Annotated in this window: 16 protein-coding genes and 1 riboswitch; of the genes, 7 read left to right on the top strand and 9 right to left on the bottom strand. The window is 63.7% G+C overall.

Annotated elements, in window-relative coordinates; all coding sequences use genetic code 11:
- Positions 1 to 8 precede the first annotated feature (8 nt).
- The gene (locus U5822_RS17810; protein ID WP_322857025.1) at positions 9 to 539 is read right to left on the bottom strand and encodes an RNA pyrophosphohydrolase; all 531 of its coding nucleotides are present in this window, start codon (positions 537 to 539) and stop codon (positions 9 to 11) included.
- A 174-nt stretch (positions 540 to 713) separates the two neighbouring features.
- Between U5822_RS17810 and U5822_RS17815 the strand changes: the two genes are divergently transcribed.
- A complete protein-coding gene (locus U5822_RS17815) occupies positions 714 to 1,370 on the top strand; it encodes a histidinol-phosphatase (RefSeq protein WP_322857026.1) in 657 nt (218 codons plus the stop codon).
- 19 nt (positions 1,371 to 1,389) lie between these two features.
- Here the strand turns inward: U5822_RS17815 and U5822_RS17820 are convergent, their stop codons facing one another.
- The 7 genes from U5822_RS17820 to thiC form a co-directional block, all read right to left on the bottom strand.
- Positions 1,390 to 2,586 carry a class I SAM-dependent rRNA methyltransferase gene (locus U5822_RS17820; RefSeq protein WP_322857027.1) on the bottom strand — a complete coding sequence of 399 codons (1,197 nt, stop codon included), beginning with the start codon at positions 2,584 to 2,586 and terminating at the stop codon, positions 1,390 to 1,392.
- Positions 2,587 to 2,632: 46 nt separating this feature from the next.
- On the bottom strand, positions 2,633 to 3,025 hold the full coding sequence (gene gcvH / locus U5822_RS17825) for a glycine cleavage system protein GcvH (protein ID WP_322857028.1): 393 nt from the start codon (positions 3,023 to 3,025) through the stop codon (positions 2,633 to 2,635).
- Positions 3,026 to 3,071: 46 nt separating this feature from the next.
- Complete coding sequence (locus U5822_RS17830) at positions 3,072 to 3,962, bottom strand: LysR family transcriptional regulator (protein ID WP_322857029.1); 891 nt, start codon at positions 3,960 to 3,962, stop codon at positions 3,072 to 3,074.
- Positions 3,963 to 4,120: 158 nt separating this feature from the next.
- The gene (gene cpdA, locus U5822_RS17835) at positions 4,121 to 4,927 is read right to left on the bottom strand and encodes a 3',5'-cyclic-AMP phosphodiesterase (RefSeq protein ID WP_322857030.1); all 807 of its coding nucleotides are present in this window, start codon (positions 4,925 to 4,927) and stop codon (positions 4,121 to 4,123) included.
- A 193-nt stretch (positions 4,928 to 5,120) separates the two neighbouring features.
- Entirely contained in the window at positions 5,121 to 5,606 is a 486-nt protein-coding gene (locus U5822_RS17840) for a DUF1249 domain-containing protein (protein WP_322857031.1), read from the bottom strand.
- Positions 5,603 to 6,223 carry an NUDIX domain-containing protein gene (locus U5822_RS17845; protein ID WP_322857032.1) on the bottom strand — a complete coding sequence of 207 codons (621 nt, stop codon included), beginning with the start codon at positions 6,221 to 6,223 and terminating at the stop codon, positions 5,603 to 5,605. Before U5822_RS17845 ends, U5822_RS17840 begins: the two co-directional genes overlap by 4 nt.
- Positions 6,224 to 6,334: 111 nt before the next feature.
- The gene (thiC, locus tag U5822_RS17850; RefSeq protein ID WP_322857033.1) at positions 6,335 to 8,212 is read right to left on the bottom strand and encodes a phosphomethylpyrimidine synthase ThiC; all 1,878 of its coding nucleotides are present in this window, start codon (positions 8,210 to 8,212) and stop codon (positions 6,335 to 6,337) included.
- Positions 8,213 to 8,301: 89 nt separating this feature from the next.
- Positions 8,302 to 8,421: riboswitch (TPP riboswitch) on the bottom strand.
- A gap of 184 nt (positions 8,422 to 8,605) precedes the next feature.
- Here thiC and U5822_RS17855 point away from each other — a divergent pair.
- The gene (locus tag U5822_RS17855; RefSeq protein WP_322857034.1) at positions 8,606 to 9,985 is read left to right on the top strand and encodes a TolC family outer membrane protein; all 1,380 of its coding nucleotides are present in this window, start codon (positions 8,606 to 8,608) and stop codon (positions 9,983 to 9,985) included.
- A gap of 32 nt (positions 9,986 to 10,017) precedes the next feature.
- On the opposite strand, the gene waaA is transcribed toward U5822_RS17855, so the two are convergent.
- Entirely contained in the window at positions 10,018 to 11,271 is a 1,254-nt protein-coding gene (gene waaA / locus U5822_RS17860) for a lipid IV(A) 3-deoxy-D-manno-octulosonic acid transferase (protein ID WP_322857035.1), read from the bottom strand.
- A 120-nt stretch (positions 11,272 to 11,391) separates the two neighbouring features.
- On the opposite strand from waaA, the gene lpxL reads away from it, so the two are divergent.
- Genes lpxL through U5822_RS17885 form a run of 5 tightly spaced genes read left to right on the top strand, consistent with a single transcriptional unit; the run spans position 11,392 to position 16,138 of the window.
- The gene (lpxL, locus tag U5822_RS17865; RefSeq protein WP_322857036.1) at positions 11,392 to 12,339 is read left to right on the top strand and encodes an LpxL/LpxP family Kdo(2)-lipid IV(A) lauroyl/palmitoleoyl acyltransferase; all 948 of its coding nucleotides are present in this window, start codon (positions 11,392 to 11,394) and stop codon (positions 12,337 to 12,339) included.
- Positions 12,326 to 13,309, top strand: coding sequence for a mitochondrial fission ELM1 family protein (locus U5822_RS17870; protein ID WP_322857037.1), 984 nt, complete (start codon positions 12,326 to 12,328; stop codon positions 13,307 to 13,309). Before lpxL ends, U5822_RS17870 begins: the two co-directional genes overlap by 14 nt.
- Positions 13,306 to 14,421, top strand: coding sequence for a glycosyltransferase family 4 protein (locus U5822_RS17875; RefSeq protein ID WP_322857038.1), 1,116 nt, complete (start codon positions 13,306 to 13,308; stop codon positions 14,419 to 14,421). The genes U5822_RS17870 and U5822_RS17875 overlap by 4 nt, the downstream gene beginning before the upstream one ends.
- Positions 14,418 to 15,461 (top strand): glycosyltransferase, encoded by a 1,044-nt coding sequence (locus U5822_RS17880; RefSeq protein ID WP_322857039.1) that lies wholly within the window; start codon positions 14,418 to 14,420, stop codon positions 15,459 to 15,461. Before U5822_RS17875 ends, U5822_RS17880 begins: the two co-directional genes overlap by 4 nt.
- Complete coding sequence (locus tag U5822_RS17885; protein WP_322857040.1) at positions 15,458 to 16,138, top strand: YrbL family protein; 681 nt, start codon at positions 15,458 to 15,460, stop codon at positions 16,136 to 16,138. Before U5822_RS17880 ends, U5822_RS17885 begins: the two co-directional genes overlap by 4 nt.
- Positions 16,139 to 16,183 lie beyond the last annotated feature (45 nt).

Raw genomic sequence — 16,183 nt, forward strand, 5'->3', positions numbered from 1 at the left:
TCAATCCGTCATTTCTGGTGTTCCTTCAACCGCCGGTTCTGTTCGCTACGGTGCCACTGCTCCATGTTGTAGAACAGTCTTGGCGCCAGCTCCCTCAACGCGCGTCGATACACTTCGCGCTTGAAGGAGACCACCTGGCCGAGCGGGTACCAGTAACTCACCCACTGCCAGCCGTCGAACTCCGGCGATTCCGTTCCGTCCACGCACACCTGCGCGTCCGGCGATAACATCCTCAGTAGGAACCATTTCTGTTTTTGGCCCACACAAACGGGGTGCGAGTTATGGCGTACCATCCTCCTGGGAAGTCGGTACCTGAGCCAGCCTCGGGTGCAACTGATGATCTCCACATCGCTGGCGCCCAGACCGATTTCTTCTCCCAGCTCCCGATACAGTGCCTCTTCCGGTGATTCGTCGTGCTTGATACCACCCTGGGGAAACTGCCAGGAGTCCTGCCCAATTCGCCTTGCCCAGAGAACCTCTCCTCTGTGGTTGGCCAGAATGATTCCGACGTTGGGTCTGAAACCGTCTGAATCTATCACGGCACAGTCCTCTCAAAAGTCGGTCGACCGGGTACAAAAATTGACCGGTCAGAATTGTCCAAGTTGCTCTCATTCTTGCAGAAACCCAAGGGTTCGGCAAACGGCACTGCATTCCTCAGGTCGTGGTAGACTGGGCTCCCAATGGCAGGCCATGTGATCATCGGAGGTAACAGCTTGACGCTCGCAATTTTTGATCTGGATAACACGCTACTGGCAGGCGACAGCGACCACGCCTGGGGCCAGTTCCTGGTGGAAGAAGGCATCGTCGATGCCGAGGACTACCGGAGGGCGAACGACCGGTTTTATGAGGAGTATCTGAACGGCGAGCTGGACATACTGAACTACCTCGGCTTTGCGCTGCAGCCGCTGGCCAACCACAACATGGACCAGCTGCTGAGCTGGCGCGCGACGTTCATGGAACGCAAGGTGCGCCCGATGATGCTTCCCAAGGCCGCCGCGCTCCTGGATCAGCACCGGGAACAGGGCCACACCCTGATGATCATCACGGCCACCAACCGGTTCGTGACCGAACCCATTGCCGCGGAACTGGGCATCGAGCACCTGATTGCCACCGAACCGGAACTGGTGAACGGACGCTACACCGGTGAGGTGGCCGGCACCCCCAGTTTCCAGGAGGGCAAGGTGAAGCGCCTTCAGGACTGGCTGCAGGCTTACGGCAGGACGCTGGAGGGCGCCTGGTTCTACAGCGATTCCCACAACGACGCGCCCCTGCTGCGGGAAGTCGATCACCCGGTCGCCGTGGATCCGGACCCAACCCTGGAAGCGCTGGCCCGGGACCAGGGCTGGACAGTCATGTCCCTGCGGGACTGACGCCCGGAGCGCCGCGCCCTCAGAAAAAGCTGGTGAGGGCGCGAACGAAGCAGGCCTTGATGTAATCGGTTTCCGGAATCCCGGGGATGACCGGATGGTCGGGGGCCTGGCGCCCCTGCTCCAGCAGCTGGACAAAGCGGTCAATCTTGCGCCCGCCGCCACGGATGATGTCGGTCAGGCGGTCCTGGGACAGGTGCATGGAGCAGGACGCCGACACCAGGATGCCATCCCGCTCCAGCAGACGCAGGCCCAACTGGTTCAGCCGGGCGTAGGCCTGCTCACCGGCCTTCTGGTCCCGGCGGCGGGGAATCAGGGCCGGCGGGTCCAGCACCACGATGTCGAATTTTTCCTTCTCGTCGCACAGCGCTTTCAGGGCCTCAAAGGCATCCCCTTCCAGGGTTTCGACATTGTCCAGACCATTCAGGCGGGCGTTATGGTGCACCGAGTCGATGGCCGACGCCGAGCTATCGACGCAGGTTACCGAGCTGGCGCCGGCACATGCGGCCTGAATGCCCCAGCCTCCGACATAACTGAAGACATCCAGCACGCGCTTGCCCGGCGCATAGGCCTGCAGCCGTTGCCGATTCACCCGGTGGTCGTAGAACCAACCGGTCTTCTGGCCGCCTTCCAGAGGCACCTCGAACCGGACACCGTTCTCCTCAACCCTGAGCGTTGAAACCTCGGGGCCGTGGACGTGCTCCACGTAGGTATCCAGCCCTTCGATCTTGCGCATCTTGCCGTCGTTTTTCAGGATGATCGCCGCCGGGTGCACCAGGCGCTGCACCGCCCGAACGATGGCGTCCTTCATCAGCTCCATGCCGGCGGTCGAGATCTGCACCACCACGGTATCGTCGAAGCGGTCAATCACCAGCCCGGACAGGCCGTCGCTGTCACCAAACACCCAACGGTAGAAGGGCCGGTCGAACAGCCGTTCCCGCATGGCCAGCGCCACTTCCAGCCGTTCGGTCAGGCGTTTCGGGGTCATGCCATTACGCCCATCCCGACTGATCAGTCGGCCACAGATGAGGGCGTGGGGATTGACGAACAGGGTGCCCAGGGATTTGTCGTTGGCCGCGCGAAGCTCGGCCTGAACACCGGGCTCAAAGTCGGTCAGCGGCGACCGGCGGATATCCACCTCGTTGCTGTACACCCAGAGGTGACCAGACCGAAGCCGACGCTCGGCGCCCTTACGCAGATAAAGAATCGGAAACGTCATCGAACACACCAGCCACTTGAAGGGTCAACGGAAACGGTCTTGCGGGTCACCCTTCAGCGGCCACGTGTTCGGCGTAGGCGGTCGCGTCCATCAGGCCCTCCAGTTCGCCGGCATCCGCCAGCTTGACCTTGAACATCCAGCCGTCACCGTAGGGGTCCTCGTTGACCTTTTCCGGCTCGTCTTCGAGGCTTTCATTGATTTCCACCACCTCACCGGTGACCGGGCTGAATACATCCGACGCCGACTTCACCGACTCCGCCACACCGGCTTCCTCACCACCGTTCACCGTGGCGCCCAGATCCGGCACCCCGATGTAGACCACATCACCCAGCTGCTCCTGGGCAAAGTCGGTAATACCAACGGTGGCGGTGCCATCGTCGGCGAGGCGCACCCATTGATGAGTCTCGATGTATTTCAGGTCTGCGGGAATGTTACTCATAGTCTGATGTCCTGAAGCAAATTTTTGCGCAGTTTAACCGAAGACACTAATTCCAGCGAACCTGGCGTGCCATGGTCATGAACGAGTTCAGGTAGTCCACCTGCCGATCCCGCTCCCGCAGCCCAAGGAAGATCTGTTTGGCGATGCCGCGCTCGCCCAGCTGCACCGGCCGAATCGGGATCCGGGCCTGGTAGTCCTCAACCAGCCAACGGGGCAAGGCCGCCACGCCACGACCGGCGGCCACCATCTGCAACATGATGTCGGTGGTTTCGATGGTCTTGTGGCGGGCGGGGCTGGCGTGGGCCGGCAACAGAAAACCGGTGTAGATATCCAGGCGCTCAATCTCCACCGGATAGGTAATCAGACTTTCCTGCTCGAGGTCTGCCGGCTCAGCCCAGGCCTTGCCCGCCAGCCGGTGGTCGGCGCCGACCACCAACACCTGTTCGTAATCGAACACGGGCTCAAACACCAGCCCCGGCCGATGCAGCGGATCGGGGGTGACCAGCATGTCGATGTCGTGACTGAACAGGGCGCCAATGCCGCCAAACTGAAACTTCTGCTTCACGTCCACATCAACCCCCGGCCACTGCTCCAGATAGGGCCCAACCACTTTCAGCAACCACTGGTAGCAGGGGTGACATTCCATGCCGATGCGCAGGTTGCCCCGCTGGCCTTTGGCAAATTGCCCGATCAGCATCTCTGCGTGTTCCAGTTGCGGCAACAATCGGTTCGCCAGGGACAGCACATACTCACCGGCCTGGGTCAGCCGGAGCTGTCGCCCTTCCCGAACCCAGACATCGGTGCCCAGTAGCTGCTCCAGCTTCCGGATGGAATGGCTGAGCGCAGACTGGGTGAGGTGCAGCCGCTCGGCGGCCGCCGTCAGCGACCCGGCCCGATCCACCGCACGCAGGATTTCCAGATGGGCACGTTCGATCATGCCGCCTCCTCCATGACAAAAACTCATCGAAGGCCGCAATAGTACCACTGTCATTCATCTTAATAGAGAGTACGTCAGTGGCTCTCCATCCAGGCACTACTGACCAACAACGGCCAGCAAAGACGACAGGGTTTTGCCAAGGCGATCAGGGGGGGCGCTCAGTAACCGGTGCTGTTGCGGTCAAGCTGAAACTGGAATGCCGTGGCCCGACCGACTTCCGAGCGGAACTCGCCGGAGTCATGGAACTCAAACCAGCGGTAGCCGGGTGGTCGCTCCTCCACGGCGAAATCACTGGAGCCGGAGGTGAACTGAATGCAGGTGGACGGCGAGGCCAGGAGCTGCACGTGGCGACGGGTCTGTTCGAACTCCTGGTGGATATGGCCCCAGAGCACCAGCTTGACCTGGGGGAACCGATCGATCACCTGCCAGAACGCGTCCCGGTTGGTCAGGCCGATCTGCGCCATCCAGTCCGAGCCGATATCCACCGGGTGGTGGTGCAGGCAGACCATAGCAGGCAACTCCGGGTTTGCCGCCAGGGCATCCGCCAGAAACGCCAACTCGGCGTCCGCCAGAGCACCGAACACCTTGCCGGGCACCGACGAGTCCAGCAGCACAAACTGCCAGCCGTCGCGCACCAGGTGGCGTTGATTGGCGTTGTAGTCGCCGGCGACCCGGGCGAGGGTTTCGGCATGGTCGTGATTGCCACCAATCCAGGCCGAGGGACAGTCAAACACCTTCAGACTCTCGCCGAACACCTGGTAGGCCTCCACCGAGCCGTCCTGGGCAATGTCGCCGGTCGCCAGGATCAGATCCGGCCGACCATGCTGCTCCAGAACCTGCTCAATGACGGCCTGCAGGCTGTCCCGTGTGTTCACGCCCAGGAGGTCGCCATCGGCCTTGGCCATCAGATGGGGATCGGTCAGTTGCAGTACCCGGAGTGGCCGGGGCTCGTCCTTTGTGGTCATACGCTCTTGGTCGAATCAGTGAACATCACGTAAACGTCGCACCAGTGTACGACGACAGCTTTCGGTTTATTCGCCCCCGAATGCAACCGCTGTCACATTCTGACCAGGCGCTGGCAAACTCTTGCCTGATTTGACAACTGCGACACACCGCCATGGCAGCCCTGGGCGTTTTTGCCCGCGTCCCGACGGGGCTTCAGTCGACGCCCTCGCCGGCCGACCAGGCCGCATGTTCCATGGGCAGGTGGCCAAAGCGCAGGCAGTAGTCCAGCCAATCCGCGAGAAACCCGTTGACCTGGACCTTCTCGTCCGGGTGGTGCATGAAACGATTGGGGTAATCGTTGACCGGAGCGATCTGGCGATCCCGGTAGCAGCTGATCACTTCCGCCATGGCGGCGTCGTGATACACACGCACCGTCATCTGCGGGTTGTTGAGCCAGCGGCCAGAGTTGTGAACCTGCTCCAGCAGCAGTGTTTCGGTGAACTTGGCGGTCTGCAGCACCTTGATCCGGACCCGGCCGAGGTACAGGTTTTCCCGGTGCAGTTCGAATTCGCACACCGGTGTGCCGCCCACCTCAAGCTGACGCAGCCGCCGCAACCGCTGGTAATTACCGTCACACAAAGCACCCAGCCGGCGCAGGTCCGGCACGTAGGGTTTCGGTTTCATACTCCATTCGGTCATTGCGTCGCCTCTTCGCGCAGTCGCGCGCGATTCAATTCCAGCCACTGTAGTGCAATGATAGCCGCTGCGTTGTTGATCCGGCCATCACGGATCATGGCGATGGCCTCCGTGGCGCTGACCACGTGGGCCCGGATGTCCTCGTGTTCGTGTTCGATGCCAAACAGCCCGCCCGCGGCTTCGGTGCTGACCAGGCCGCAGTAGAGATGGATCATCTCGGTGGTGCCGCCGGGCGACACCAGGTAGTCACAGATCCGGTCCAGACGGGCAAAGGTCAGCCCGGCTTCTTCCTGCCCTTCCCGCTGTGCCACCTGCTCGGGTGTCTCGCCCTCCTCGTTCATGCCCGCCACCAGTTCCAGCAGCCAGGGTGTCTGGCTTCGGTGCAGGGCGCCCAGGCGGAACTGCTCCAACAGGACCACCTCATCGCGAATCGGATCGTACGGCAGCACGCAGGTGGCGTCGCCGCGGATAAACAGTTCCCGGGTGAATACGGGCATGTCACGGCCGTCAAAACGCGGATGGGTCAACCACAGCTTGTCCATGCGAAAGAAGCCCTGGAAGACGGTTTCCCGCTTTTCGATCCGCACATCGCTCGCGTTGAACTGAAAAGGTTCGGTCATTTCTTAACCTGTTCGGACAAGGAATTTTGAACCATAGCCGTTGGCCGCTGCCGAATGCAAGCGCCACCGACCGCCCCGGCCAAGGAGCCGACCGGGGCGATAGGGACCCGACTAGACCCGATCGTAGAGCTTGCTGCCCGCGTCCACGAACTCCCGGGACTTCTCCTGCATCCCCGCGTCGATGGCCGACACTTCGTCGATGCCATGCTCGGCGGCGTAGTCCCGAACCTCCTGGGAAATTTTCATGGAGCAGAACTTGGGGCCACACATGGAGCAGAAGTGCGCCACCTTGGCCGACTCCTTCGGCAGGGTTTCGTCGTGGAAGGCGCGGGCGGTGTCCGGATCCAGGCCCAGATTGAACTGGTCTTCCCAGCGGAACTCGAACCGGGCCTTGGACAGCGCGTTGTCACGCACCTGGGCCCCAGGATGCCCCTTGGCCAGGTCGGCGGCGTGGGCGGCGATCTTGTAGGTGATGATGCCGGTCTTGACGTCGTCCTTGTTGGGCAGCCCCAGATGCTCCTTCGGTGTGACGTAGCAAAGCATGGCGCAGCCGTACCAGCCAATCATCGCGGCGCCAATGCCGGAGGTGATGTGGTCGTAGCCCGGGGCAATGTCGGTGATCAGTGGCCCCAGGGTGTAAAAGGGCGCCTCGTCGCAGCACGCCAGCTGCTTGTCCATGTTCTCCTTGACCAGGTGCATGGGCACGTGGCCCGGCCCCTCGATCATGCACTGGACATCGTGCTTCCAGGCAATCTTGGTCAGCTCACCCAGGGTTTCCAGTTCGCCGAACTGCGCGGCGTCGTTGGCGTCGGCAATCGAGCCTGGGCGCAGGCCATCCCCGAGACTGAAGGACACGTCGTAGGCCTTCATGATCTGGCAGATGTCCTCGAAGTGCTCGTACAGGAAGCTTTCCTTGTGGTGGGCCAGGCACCACTTGGCCATGATCGAGCCGCCCCGGGACACGATGCCGGTGACCCGGTTGGCGGTCAGGGGCACGTGGTGCAACCGGACGCCGGCGTGAATGGTGAAGTAGTCCACGCCCTGCTCGGCCTGCTCGATCAGGGTATCCCGGAAGATTTCCCAGGTCAGGTCCTCGGCAACCCCGCCAACTTTTTCCAGGGCCTGGTAGATGGGGACGGTGCCGATCGGCACCGGCGAGTTGCGGATGATCCACTCGCGGGTTTCATGGATGTTCTTGCCGGTGGACAGGTCCATGATGGTGTCCGCGCCCCAGCGCGTGGCCCAGGTCAATTTCTCGACCTCTTCCTCGATGGAAGAGCTCACGGCGGAATTGCCGATGTTGCCGTTGATCTTCACCAGGAAGTTGCGGCCAATGATCATCGGCTCGATTTCCGGGTGGTTGATGTTGGCCGGAATGATGGCCCGGCCCCGGGCGACCTCGTCCCGGACAAACTCGGGGGTGATCGCCGCCGGCAGATTGGCCCCGAATGACTGCCCCGGGTGCTGCTGGTCGAGCAGGCCCTGGGCCCGAGCTTCCTGCAGCTTCTGGTTCTCGCGGATGGCGATGAACTCCATTTCCGGAGTCACCAGCCCCTGCCGGGCGTAGTGCATCTGACTGACGTTGGCGCCCGGCTTGGCCCGCAGGGGTTTGCGCGCCTCCAGAAACCGGAGCGGATCCAGCTGCGGGTCCTTCAAACGCCGACGGGTGTACTCCGAGCTGTAGCCGGGCAGGGTCTCGACATCGCCCCGTTCGGCGATCCAGTCAGCCCGAATCGGCGCCAGGCCCTTGCGCAGGTCGATCTGTGCGTCCGGATCCGTGTACGGACCGGACGTGTCATACACCACCACCGCCGGGTTCTGCTCGCCGCCCATGTCCGTGGGAGTGTCGCCCAGGGTGATTTCCCGCATGGGCACGCGCAGATCGGGGCGGCTGCCGGTCACGTACACTTTGCGGGAATTGGGCAGTGGTTTGACCGCGGCGGTGTCGACCTTGGCGGATTCACTGAGGTAAGAAGGTAGCTCTGTCATCATTCGCTCCCGTTTTGGGTTGGCCATCGGGTCGCGTATGACGGAGGCTGAAACGGTTTTCCCCAGCCAGGGAAACCCCAGGTTCCAGTCAGCACAACGGTCTCAATCCCTACGCCGGTATTATCCGGATCAGGTCGCGGGTTCTGCGATGCAATCTCAGCCAGTTGCCCGGGTTCACCCCAGGCAGACCAGCACCCCGTCAAGACGCGAATCTGTTTTGTGTGACACCCGGAATGAGTGCCGTTTGCAAGTGTAGAGCTGCGACTGATTATTGTCCATAATGGCGGTCCAAAGCTCTACCGACGGCCCATCGCAGCACAATCAGTGAGATACAGTTGCCAGGCCAGCGTGTCCACGAAGGACGCACACCTGCACAGGCATTCAGGAGACATAATGAAGAAACGATTGCTTTCCGGACTTGTTGGCCTCTTGGCGGTGCAGCCCGCCCTCGCCATGGATCTGGTGGAGACCTACGAGAAAGCGCTGTCCTACGATTCCGGCATCGCCGCCGCCCAGGCCAGCTTTGAAGCCCAGCAGGCCGGCAGTGACGTCACCCGAAGCGAACTCCTGCCCCAGCTTGGCGCCTTCGGCGAGGCCAACTACGTGGACGTGGACGGCCCCAACCAGGACAACAGCTACCGGGAATACGCCTACGGCGTGCAACTGACCCAGCCACTGTTCCAGGCCGACGCCTGGTTCCGCTACGACGCCAGCCAGTTCCAGACCGACTCTGCCCGGGCCCAGTACAACCTGGCCCAACAACAGCTGATCCTCGACGTTGCTACCGCCTACTTCAACGTGCTGCGGGCGCAGGACACGGTCACCACCACCATGGCGGCCGAGACCGCGATCCAGCGCCAGTATGAGCAGGCCCAGGAGCGTTTCGATGTGGGCCTGATTGCCATCACCGAAGTCTACGAGGCCCGCGCCAGCTACGACGATACCCGCAGCCAGCGCATCGTCGCGGAAAACCAGCTGAACGTTGCCCGCGAACAGCTGGCGCGCCTGACCGGCGAGTTTGCCGAGGACCTGGAGAACCTGCGCCAGAACTTCCCGCTCAACCGTCCGGACCCGATGGACCCGGCCGCCTGGGAGATGACCGCGCTGGACCAGAACTGGTCCATTCAATCAGCAATTTACGACCTGAACGTCAGCGAGGCCAACCTGCGCGCCTCCAAGGCCGGTCACTACCCGACCCTGGATCTGAATGCGTCCTACGGCAAGACCAAGACCGATGGCCTGGAAGACCCGTCGTCGTTCCAGATGCAGCGGGATGGCACCACCACCCAGGGGGTGATTGGCCTGACCCTGAACGTGCCGCTCTACACCGGTGGCGGCACCCAGGCCAGCGTGCGTCAGCAGCGCTCGTTGGTGACCGTGGCCGAACAGTCACTGCAGACGGTGCGTCGTGACGTGCGCGTCTCCACCCGCAGCCTGTTCCTGACCGTCAACAACAACATCGAGACCGCGTCGGCCCTGGAGCAGACCATCGTGTCACGCCGCAGCGCTCTCGACGCCACCCGGGCCGGCTACGAGGTAGGCACCCGCAACATCGTAGAAGTGCTGGACGCCGAGCGGGCCTACTACGTCGCGCTTCGGGATTTCGCCAACGCCCGCTACGACTACGTGATCAACACCCTGCAGCTGAAACAGGCCGCCGGCACCCTGAGCCCCCAGGATCTGGCCGCGCTGAACAACTGGCTGAGTGAGACCGCGCCGGGCATCGAAGCCCTGGCCAACGAAGAAAAGGTACTGGACAACCCAAGCCAGTAACGCCTGATCGCGGGTGCCGGCCGGCACCCGCGTCACAACCGGTCGATGATGCCGTCGACCACCCGCTCCAGCGCGCCGCGATTCTTGTTGACCACCGCCAGTGCCCGATCGCCAATCGCACGCCGCTCCCCATCGTCCCCGATCAGCCGACTGACATCCGCCGCCAGCTCATCGGCATTGCCCACCAGCTTGACGCCGGAGTCGTCCACCAGGCGCTGGTAGATGGTCTCGAAATTGAACACGTGCGGGCCGGAGAATACCGGAATGCCCCACACCGCAGGCTCCAGGGGGTTGTGGCCGCCCCGCTCGATCAGCGACCCTCCGACGAACGCCACATCGCTGGCGCCGTACAGCATCATCAGCTCGCCCATGGTGTCGCCCAGGTACACGTTCGCAGCGTCTGCAGCCTCCCCGGCCGAGCGCCGGGCCAAGGTCAGACCGGCCTTGAGCACCTTGTCGGCGACGGACTCGAAACGCTCGGGGTGACGCGGCACAATGATCAGCAACGCCTGCGGGTATCGGGCAAGGATCTGGCGATGGGCGTCCAGCAACTGCACGTCCTCCCCTTCGTGGGTGCTGCCGGCAATCCAGACGAAGCGGCCGCCCAGGGACTCCCGGAACGCAACCGACGCCTGGCGAACGGCGTCGGGGATGTCCACATCAAACTTCACACTGCCGGTGACCGCCACCTTGGCGTCGGCCACCCCGATGCGACAGAACCGCTCCGCGTCTTTCTCGGCCTGGGCCGCGACCCAGCTGATGCTGCGCATGATCGGTACCGCCAGGCTCCGGATACGTTCATAGCCCTGGGCCGAGCGTTCCGACAGGCGAGCGTTGATGAGGAACACCGGCACCTCCGAGGCCCGGCACTGGCGTATCATATTGGGCCAGATTTCGGTTTCCATGATCACCAGAATGCGAGGCCGGGCGCGCTTCAGGAACCGTCGGATCGAGCCCGGCGTGTCGTAGGGGGCGTAGGCGTAGTGCACCTGATCACCGAACATTTTCCGGGCCTGGGCCAGGCCGGTGTCGGTCATTGCCGTCATCAGGATGGTGATGCCCGGCTCCCGCGCCAGCAGCCGTCGCACCATCGGGCCGGCCGCGATGGTCTCGCCGACCGAGACCGCGTGCACCCAGACCACGGCACCTTCGGTCTTGGGCACAATACCCAGCCGCTGGTACCAGTTCCGGCGCAACTCCGGCGCCCGCCGTCCGTGCCACCACAAGCGCAACAAAATAAAGGGCAGGATCAGTCGGATTAACTGGGAATAGATAAATTGCAGCACAGAGGACTCCCGGCAAAACAGTACGCTATCATAGCCGAAAACCCATTGATTTACTTCTGGTTGAGGCTGACAGCAAAGGCAGGTGGCGACCAGATTCAAGAGACGCAGGACCCGCTGGCAGTGAACAAGAAATACCGAAAACTTCCCCGAAACACCGACTACTCCGCCTACCGGCACCCGCGCTGGTGGCCCACCTGGCTGGGCATTGGCCTGATGTGGCTGGTGGCCCAATTGCCCATCCGTTGCCAGTGGTGGCTGGGCAAGCTGGTGGGCCTGCTGGCCTGGCGCCTGGCCCGCAGCCGCCGGCACATCACCGAGGTCAACATCCGGCTGTGCTTTCCGGAACTGCCGGCCGCGCAGCAGGCGGCACTGGTCCGCAAGTCCTTCATTGCCAACGGCATTGGCCTGTTGGAGCTGGGACTGGCCTGGTTCCGGGACCCGGCGAAACTGACCGATATCACCCAGGTGCACGGCCTTGAGCACTTTGAACAGGCTCTGGCCCAAGGCAAGGGGGTGTTGCTGCTGGGCGGCCATTACAGCACCCTGGACCTGGGCGGCAGCCTAGTGACCGAATACATTCACGCCGATGTCATGCAGCGGGATCACAATAACCCCCTGATGAACGCCGTGATGACCCGCGCCCGGGAGCGTCGCTACGGCACGGTCCTGGGTGCCAAGGACCTCCGGGGCCTGTTCCGCAGCCTGAAGAAGAACCACGCGGTCTGGTACGCCACCGACCAGGACTATGGCCGCAAGGACATCGTCTTTGCGCCCTTCTTCAACATCCCGGCCGGCACCATTACCGCCACCTCGCGCATCGCCGAACGCAGCGGCTGTGCCGTGGTGCCGTTCAGCCACGTGCGCCGGGACGACGGCCCCGGTTACGAGATTTTTTTCCACCCGGCGCTGGAGAATTTCCCCAGCGGCGACGACTTGCAGGACGCGACTCTGATCAACAGCACCATCGAACGCGAAATCCGCCGGGCCCCGGACCAGTATCTGTGGATGCACCGGCGGTTCAAGACCCGCCCCGACCCGGAGGCCCCGGGCTTTTATGGCCGCAGCTGAACACAACACGTCAGCCCCGGTGGTGTGGCTGCTGACCGATGGCAAGCCCGGCCACCGCAACCAGCTGAAGGGCCTGGGCAATCGCCTGCGGGTGTTGGCCGGGGCGAGTCTGCACTGGCTGGACGCCACACAGCTGTCGGTGCCCATCTGGCGGGCGCTGCTGGCCCTGCCACCGCGTATCGAGCCCGGGCTGCCTTCGCCGGATCTCATTGTGGCGGCGGGCTCGGGCACCCACCGGCTGCTCCTGGCCCTGCGCAAACACAAGGGCGCCCGCACTGTGGTACTGATGAAACCTGGCTTCCCGATGGGCTGGCTGGACGGCGCCATCGTGCCCGCCCACGACGGCGTGGCGGAGTCGAATCGAGTACTGGTGACCGAAGGCGTGCTCAACACCGTTACTCCCCTCGCCCGACTCACCGACAAACCCGAGGCGCTGGTCCTGATCGGTGGTCCCTCGCCCCATTTCGAGTGGGACGATGACGTGGTGTTGGGTCAGGTGCACCATCTGATCGGCCAATACCCCGCATGGCGCTGGACCCTCAGCGGCTCGCGCCGAACCCCCAAGCCACTGCTGGCTCGACTGCAGGAACTGGCGGGACCGAAAATCTCGGTCCAGGACCCAAGCGACACCCACGAACTCTGGCTGGCCCACCAATTGGCCGCATCCCGGGCGGTCTGGGTCAGTCCCGACAGCATGTCCATGGTGTGCGAAGCCGCCACCTCCGGGGTCCCAACCGGCATTCTGCAGCTGACGCCGGTGGCCGGCAGCCGGGTTGCCGCGGGTGTCGACCGGCTCACCCAGGCTGGCCGGGTGGCCAGTTGGAGTGACCACTCGGCGGTGATGGCGGGCAAGGGGCTGCAGCCCACCGCCCTGTGGGAAGCCGATCGGGCTGCGCGCTGGGTATTGGAACGGGGGCTGCTCCGAGGCCACGCGGCCACGGGCAGCATGCGCAAAGGGGCCAAGCGGTGAGAATTCTGCAAGCACTGCCCGCGCTCTACAGCGGCGGCGTCGAACGGGGCACGGTGGAATTCGCCTCCGACCTGGTCAAACGCGGGCACGAGTCCTTCGTGGTGTCCAAGGGCGGCCCCATGGCCGAGCAGCTCCGAGGCCAGGGTTCGACCCACATTTTCATGCCCATCCACCGAAAATCACCGGCCTCCTTCGGGCAGATCCGGCCCATGCGCAGACTCATTCAGGAGCTGCACCCCGACATCATCCATGTCCGCTCCCGCATGCCGGCCTGGATCATCTTCCTGGCCCTGAAGGGCCTGCCGGCGGAGCGTCGCCCGGCGGTGGTGTCGACCTTTCACGGCATGTATTCGGTCAATCCCTACAGCGCCATCATGACCCGGGCCGATCACCTGATTGCGGTCTCCGATTGCGTCCGGGATTACGTCCTGGCCAATTACCCGGTGCCGGAAGACAAATTGACCGTCATTCAGCGTGGCGTGGACCTGAGTGCCTTCCGCCAGCGTGAACTCAGCCAACAATGGCTGCAGCGCTGGTTCCGCCAATACCCCCAGCTCGCCGGCAAAAAGATCATCATGATGCCCGGCCGGATCTCCCGCTGGAAAGGCCAACTCGACTTCCTGGCGATGATGGCCGAACTGGTGCAAAAGCGCCCCGACTGCCATGGCATCATCGTCGGCGGCGCCGAACCCGGCAAGGAGCACTTCCTGGAGGAACTGGAAAAGGAGCGCGCCCGACTGGGATTGACCGACCGGGTCAGCCTGCTCGGCCAGCGCAATGACATGACCACCCTGTACCTGCTGGCCGATGTGGTGTGCCACATGAGCACCAAACCCGAGCCTTTTGGTCGCACGGTGACCGAAGCCCTGGCCTCTGGCACTCCGGTGGCTGCCTACAACCGCGGCGGGGCGGCCGAAACCCTGCAAGCCTGTTTCCCCACGGGCCTGACCCCGCCAGACGACACCCAAGCCTTCACCCGCGTGGTGTTGGATCTGCTGGACGGCGGCAAACAGCCGATCGAAATACCGGAGCGTTTCCGGTTGGAGTCCCAGACCGCCGCCACGCTGCGGGTGTACGACACGGTGCTTGCCGGCAAACCGGGCGCGCCATGACCACTTGCCCCGGCCTGACCCTGGCGCTGCTGGTGGCCACTCCCGGCACCACCTGGGGCGGCATGGAAAAACACACCCTGGATCTGGCCCTGGGCATGGCCCAGCGCGGCCACCGGGTCCATGTACTGGCGCACAAGGACTATCGCGACCGCTTCCCCGCGGAGATTCACTTCCATGCCGTGCCCATGCAACTGGGGCGCCGACACCCCTGGCTCGCCTTGAGTCTCCGGCGCAGCCTGCGCCGGATCGGTCCAGACCTGCTCCACGCCCATGGCAACAAGGCCGCGCAACTGGCCGGCCGGCTGCCCAGGGGCCTGGTGCCGCACATCGTAGGCACCATCCACGGCATCAAATCCAGCCACGCTGCGTTCCAGCCCCTCGACCAGGTAATTGTGGTCAGCCCGGGGATTTTCGAGCAGCTTGAACACCCCAAAAAGCACCTGATTTTCAATGGCATCCCGGGCGGCGCTGCGACCGCAAACCAGGAGGCGCGACCGCGACCGGCCGGGACCGAGGACCACCCGCCCCACTGTCTGGCGGTCGGTCGGCTTGAATCGGTCAAGGGCTTTGACCTGCTGATCGAGGCCTGGGCGGGCCTGAGCCGGCCGGCCACGCTGACCATTTGCGGCGAAGGCTCGGAGCGGGGCGCACTGCAGAGACAAATCCAGACTCTGGGTCTGGCCGGGCGTGTCCGTCTGGCCGGTTTTCAAACGGACCTGTCGGAGGCCTATCAACGGGCGGATCTGACCATCATCAGTTCCCGGCGGGAGGGCTTTTCCTACGTTCTGATCGAGGCGTTGATGGTCGGTTGCCCCGTCATCGCCACGCCCGTGGCCGGCCCCGTCGAGTTTCTACCGGATCAAGCATTGAGCGAGGCCATCAGTGCCCGCGGACTCAGGGAGCCGTTGGCGCGCTGGCTGGGTGATCTGGCCGGGTTGCGGGAAGCGGAACGGCCAGCGGTCGAGCGGGTGCGGAAAGAATGCACCCTGGAAGCCATGCTGGCGAAGACCGAACAGGTTTACCGGGAGGCGCAAGGATGATCGATCTATCTGGCCAGACCCCGTTTGCCTCCGGCTCCAACCGGCACTGCTTCCACCACCCCGACCGTCCCGGCCGCTGCCTGAAACTGGTGCGCCCGGAAAACATCGAAGCCCGCTACCGGCGGCAGAAACCGGTGAAAAAACTGCTGGGCAAGGCCCGGCTGAACGACAACCGTCAGGAAATCCAGGCTCATCGGCAGCCGGCCGTGGTCCAACTGCTCAGGCGTGGCCAGGACCAGCTGCTGTGGGCCCACCTGCCCCAGTTTTTCGGCCCGGTGGAGACCGCTCAGGGCTTGGCCAACGAAAGCGAATTGCTGACCGATAGTCACGGAGCGCCGGCCGAAACCCTGGAACAGTACCTGCAGCGCCGCGGGTTTGATTCGAACGCGCGCCAACTGGTGGAGGATCTGGCCGGCTGGCTGACCCAAACGGGCATCCTGACCCGCAACCTGCTGCCCCACAACCTGGTCATCGCCAGCCGGGCGGATCAGGGCGACGCCCGGCTCTTCCTGGTGGACGGTCTCGGAGCCCCGCTGCTGCCGCGCCTGCTCTCCACAACCCCGGCCTGGCGACTACACTACATCCGTAAGCGCATCCGCCGGCTCTACACCCGAATTGACTGGGAACTGGGCGACCGCCGCCAGAGCTGGGAACAGGCGCAAAAAGCCGGGCGTTAGCCGCTGCCGGAAGCAAGCCGAGGCGCCGCCGGCAACGCTGCCTCC

Source organism: Marinobacter qingdaonensis (genome assembly GCF_034555935.1).
In the GTDB taxonomy this organism is placed as follows: Bacteria; Pseudomonadota; Gammaproteobacteria; order Pseudomonadales; family Oleiphilaceae; genus Marinobacter; species Marinobacter qingdaonensis.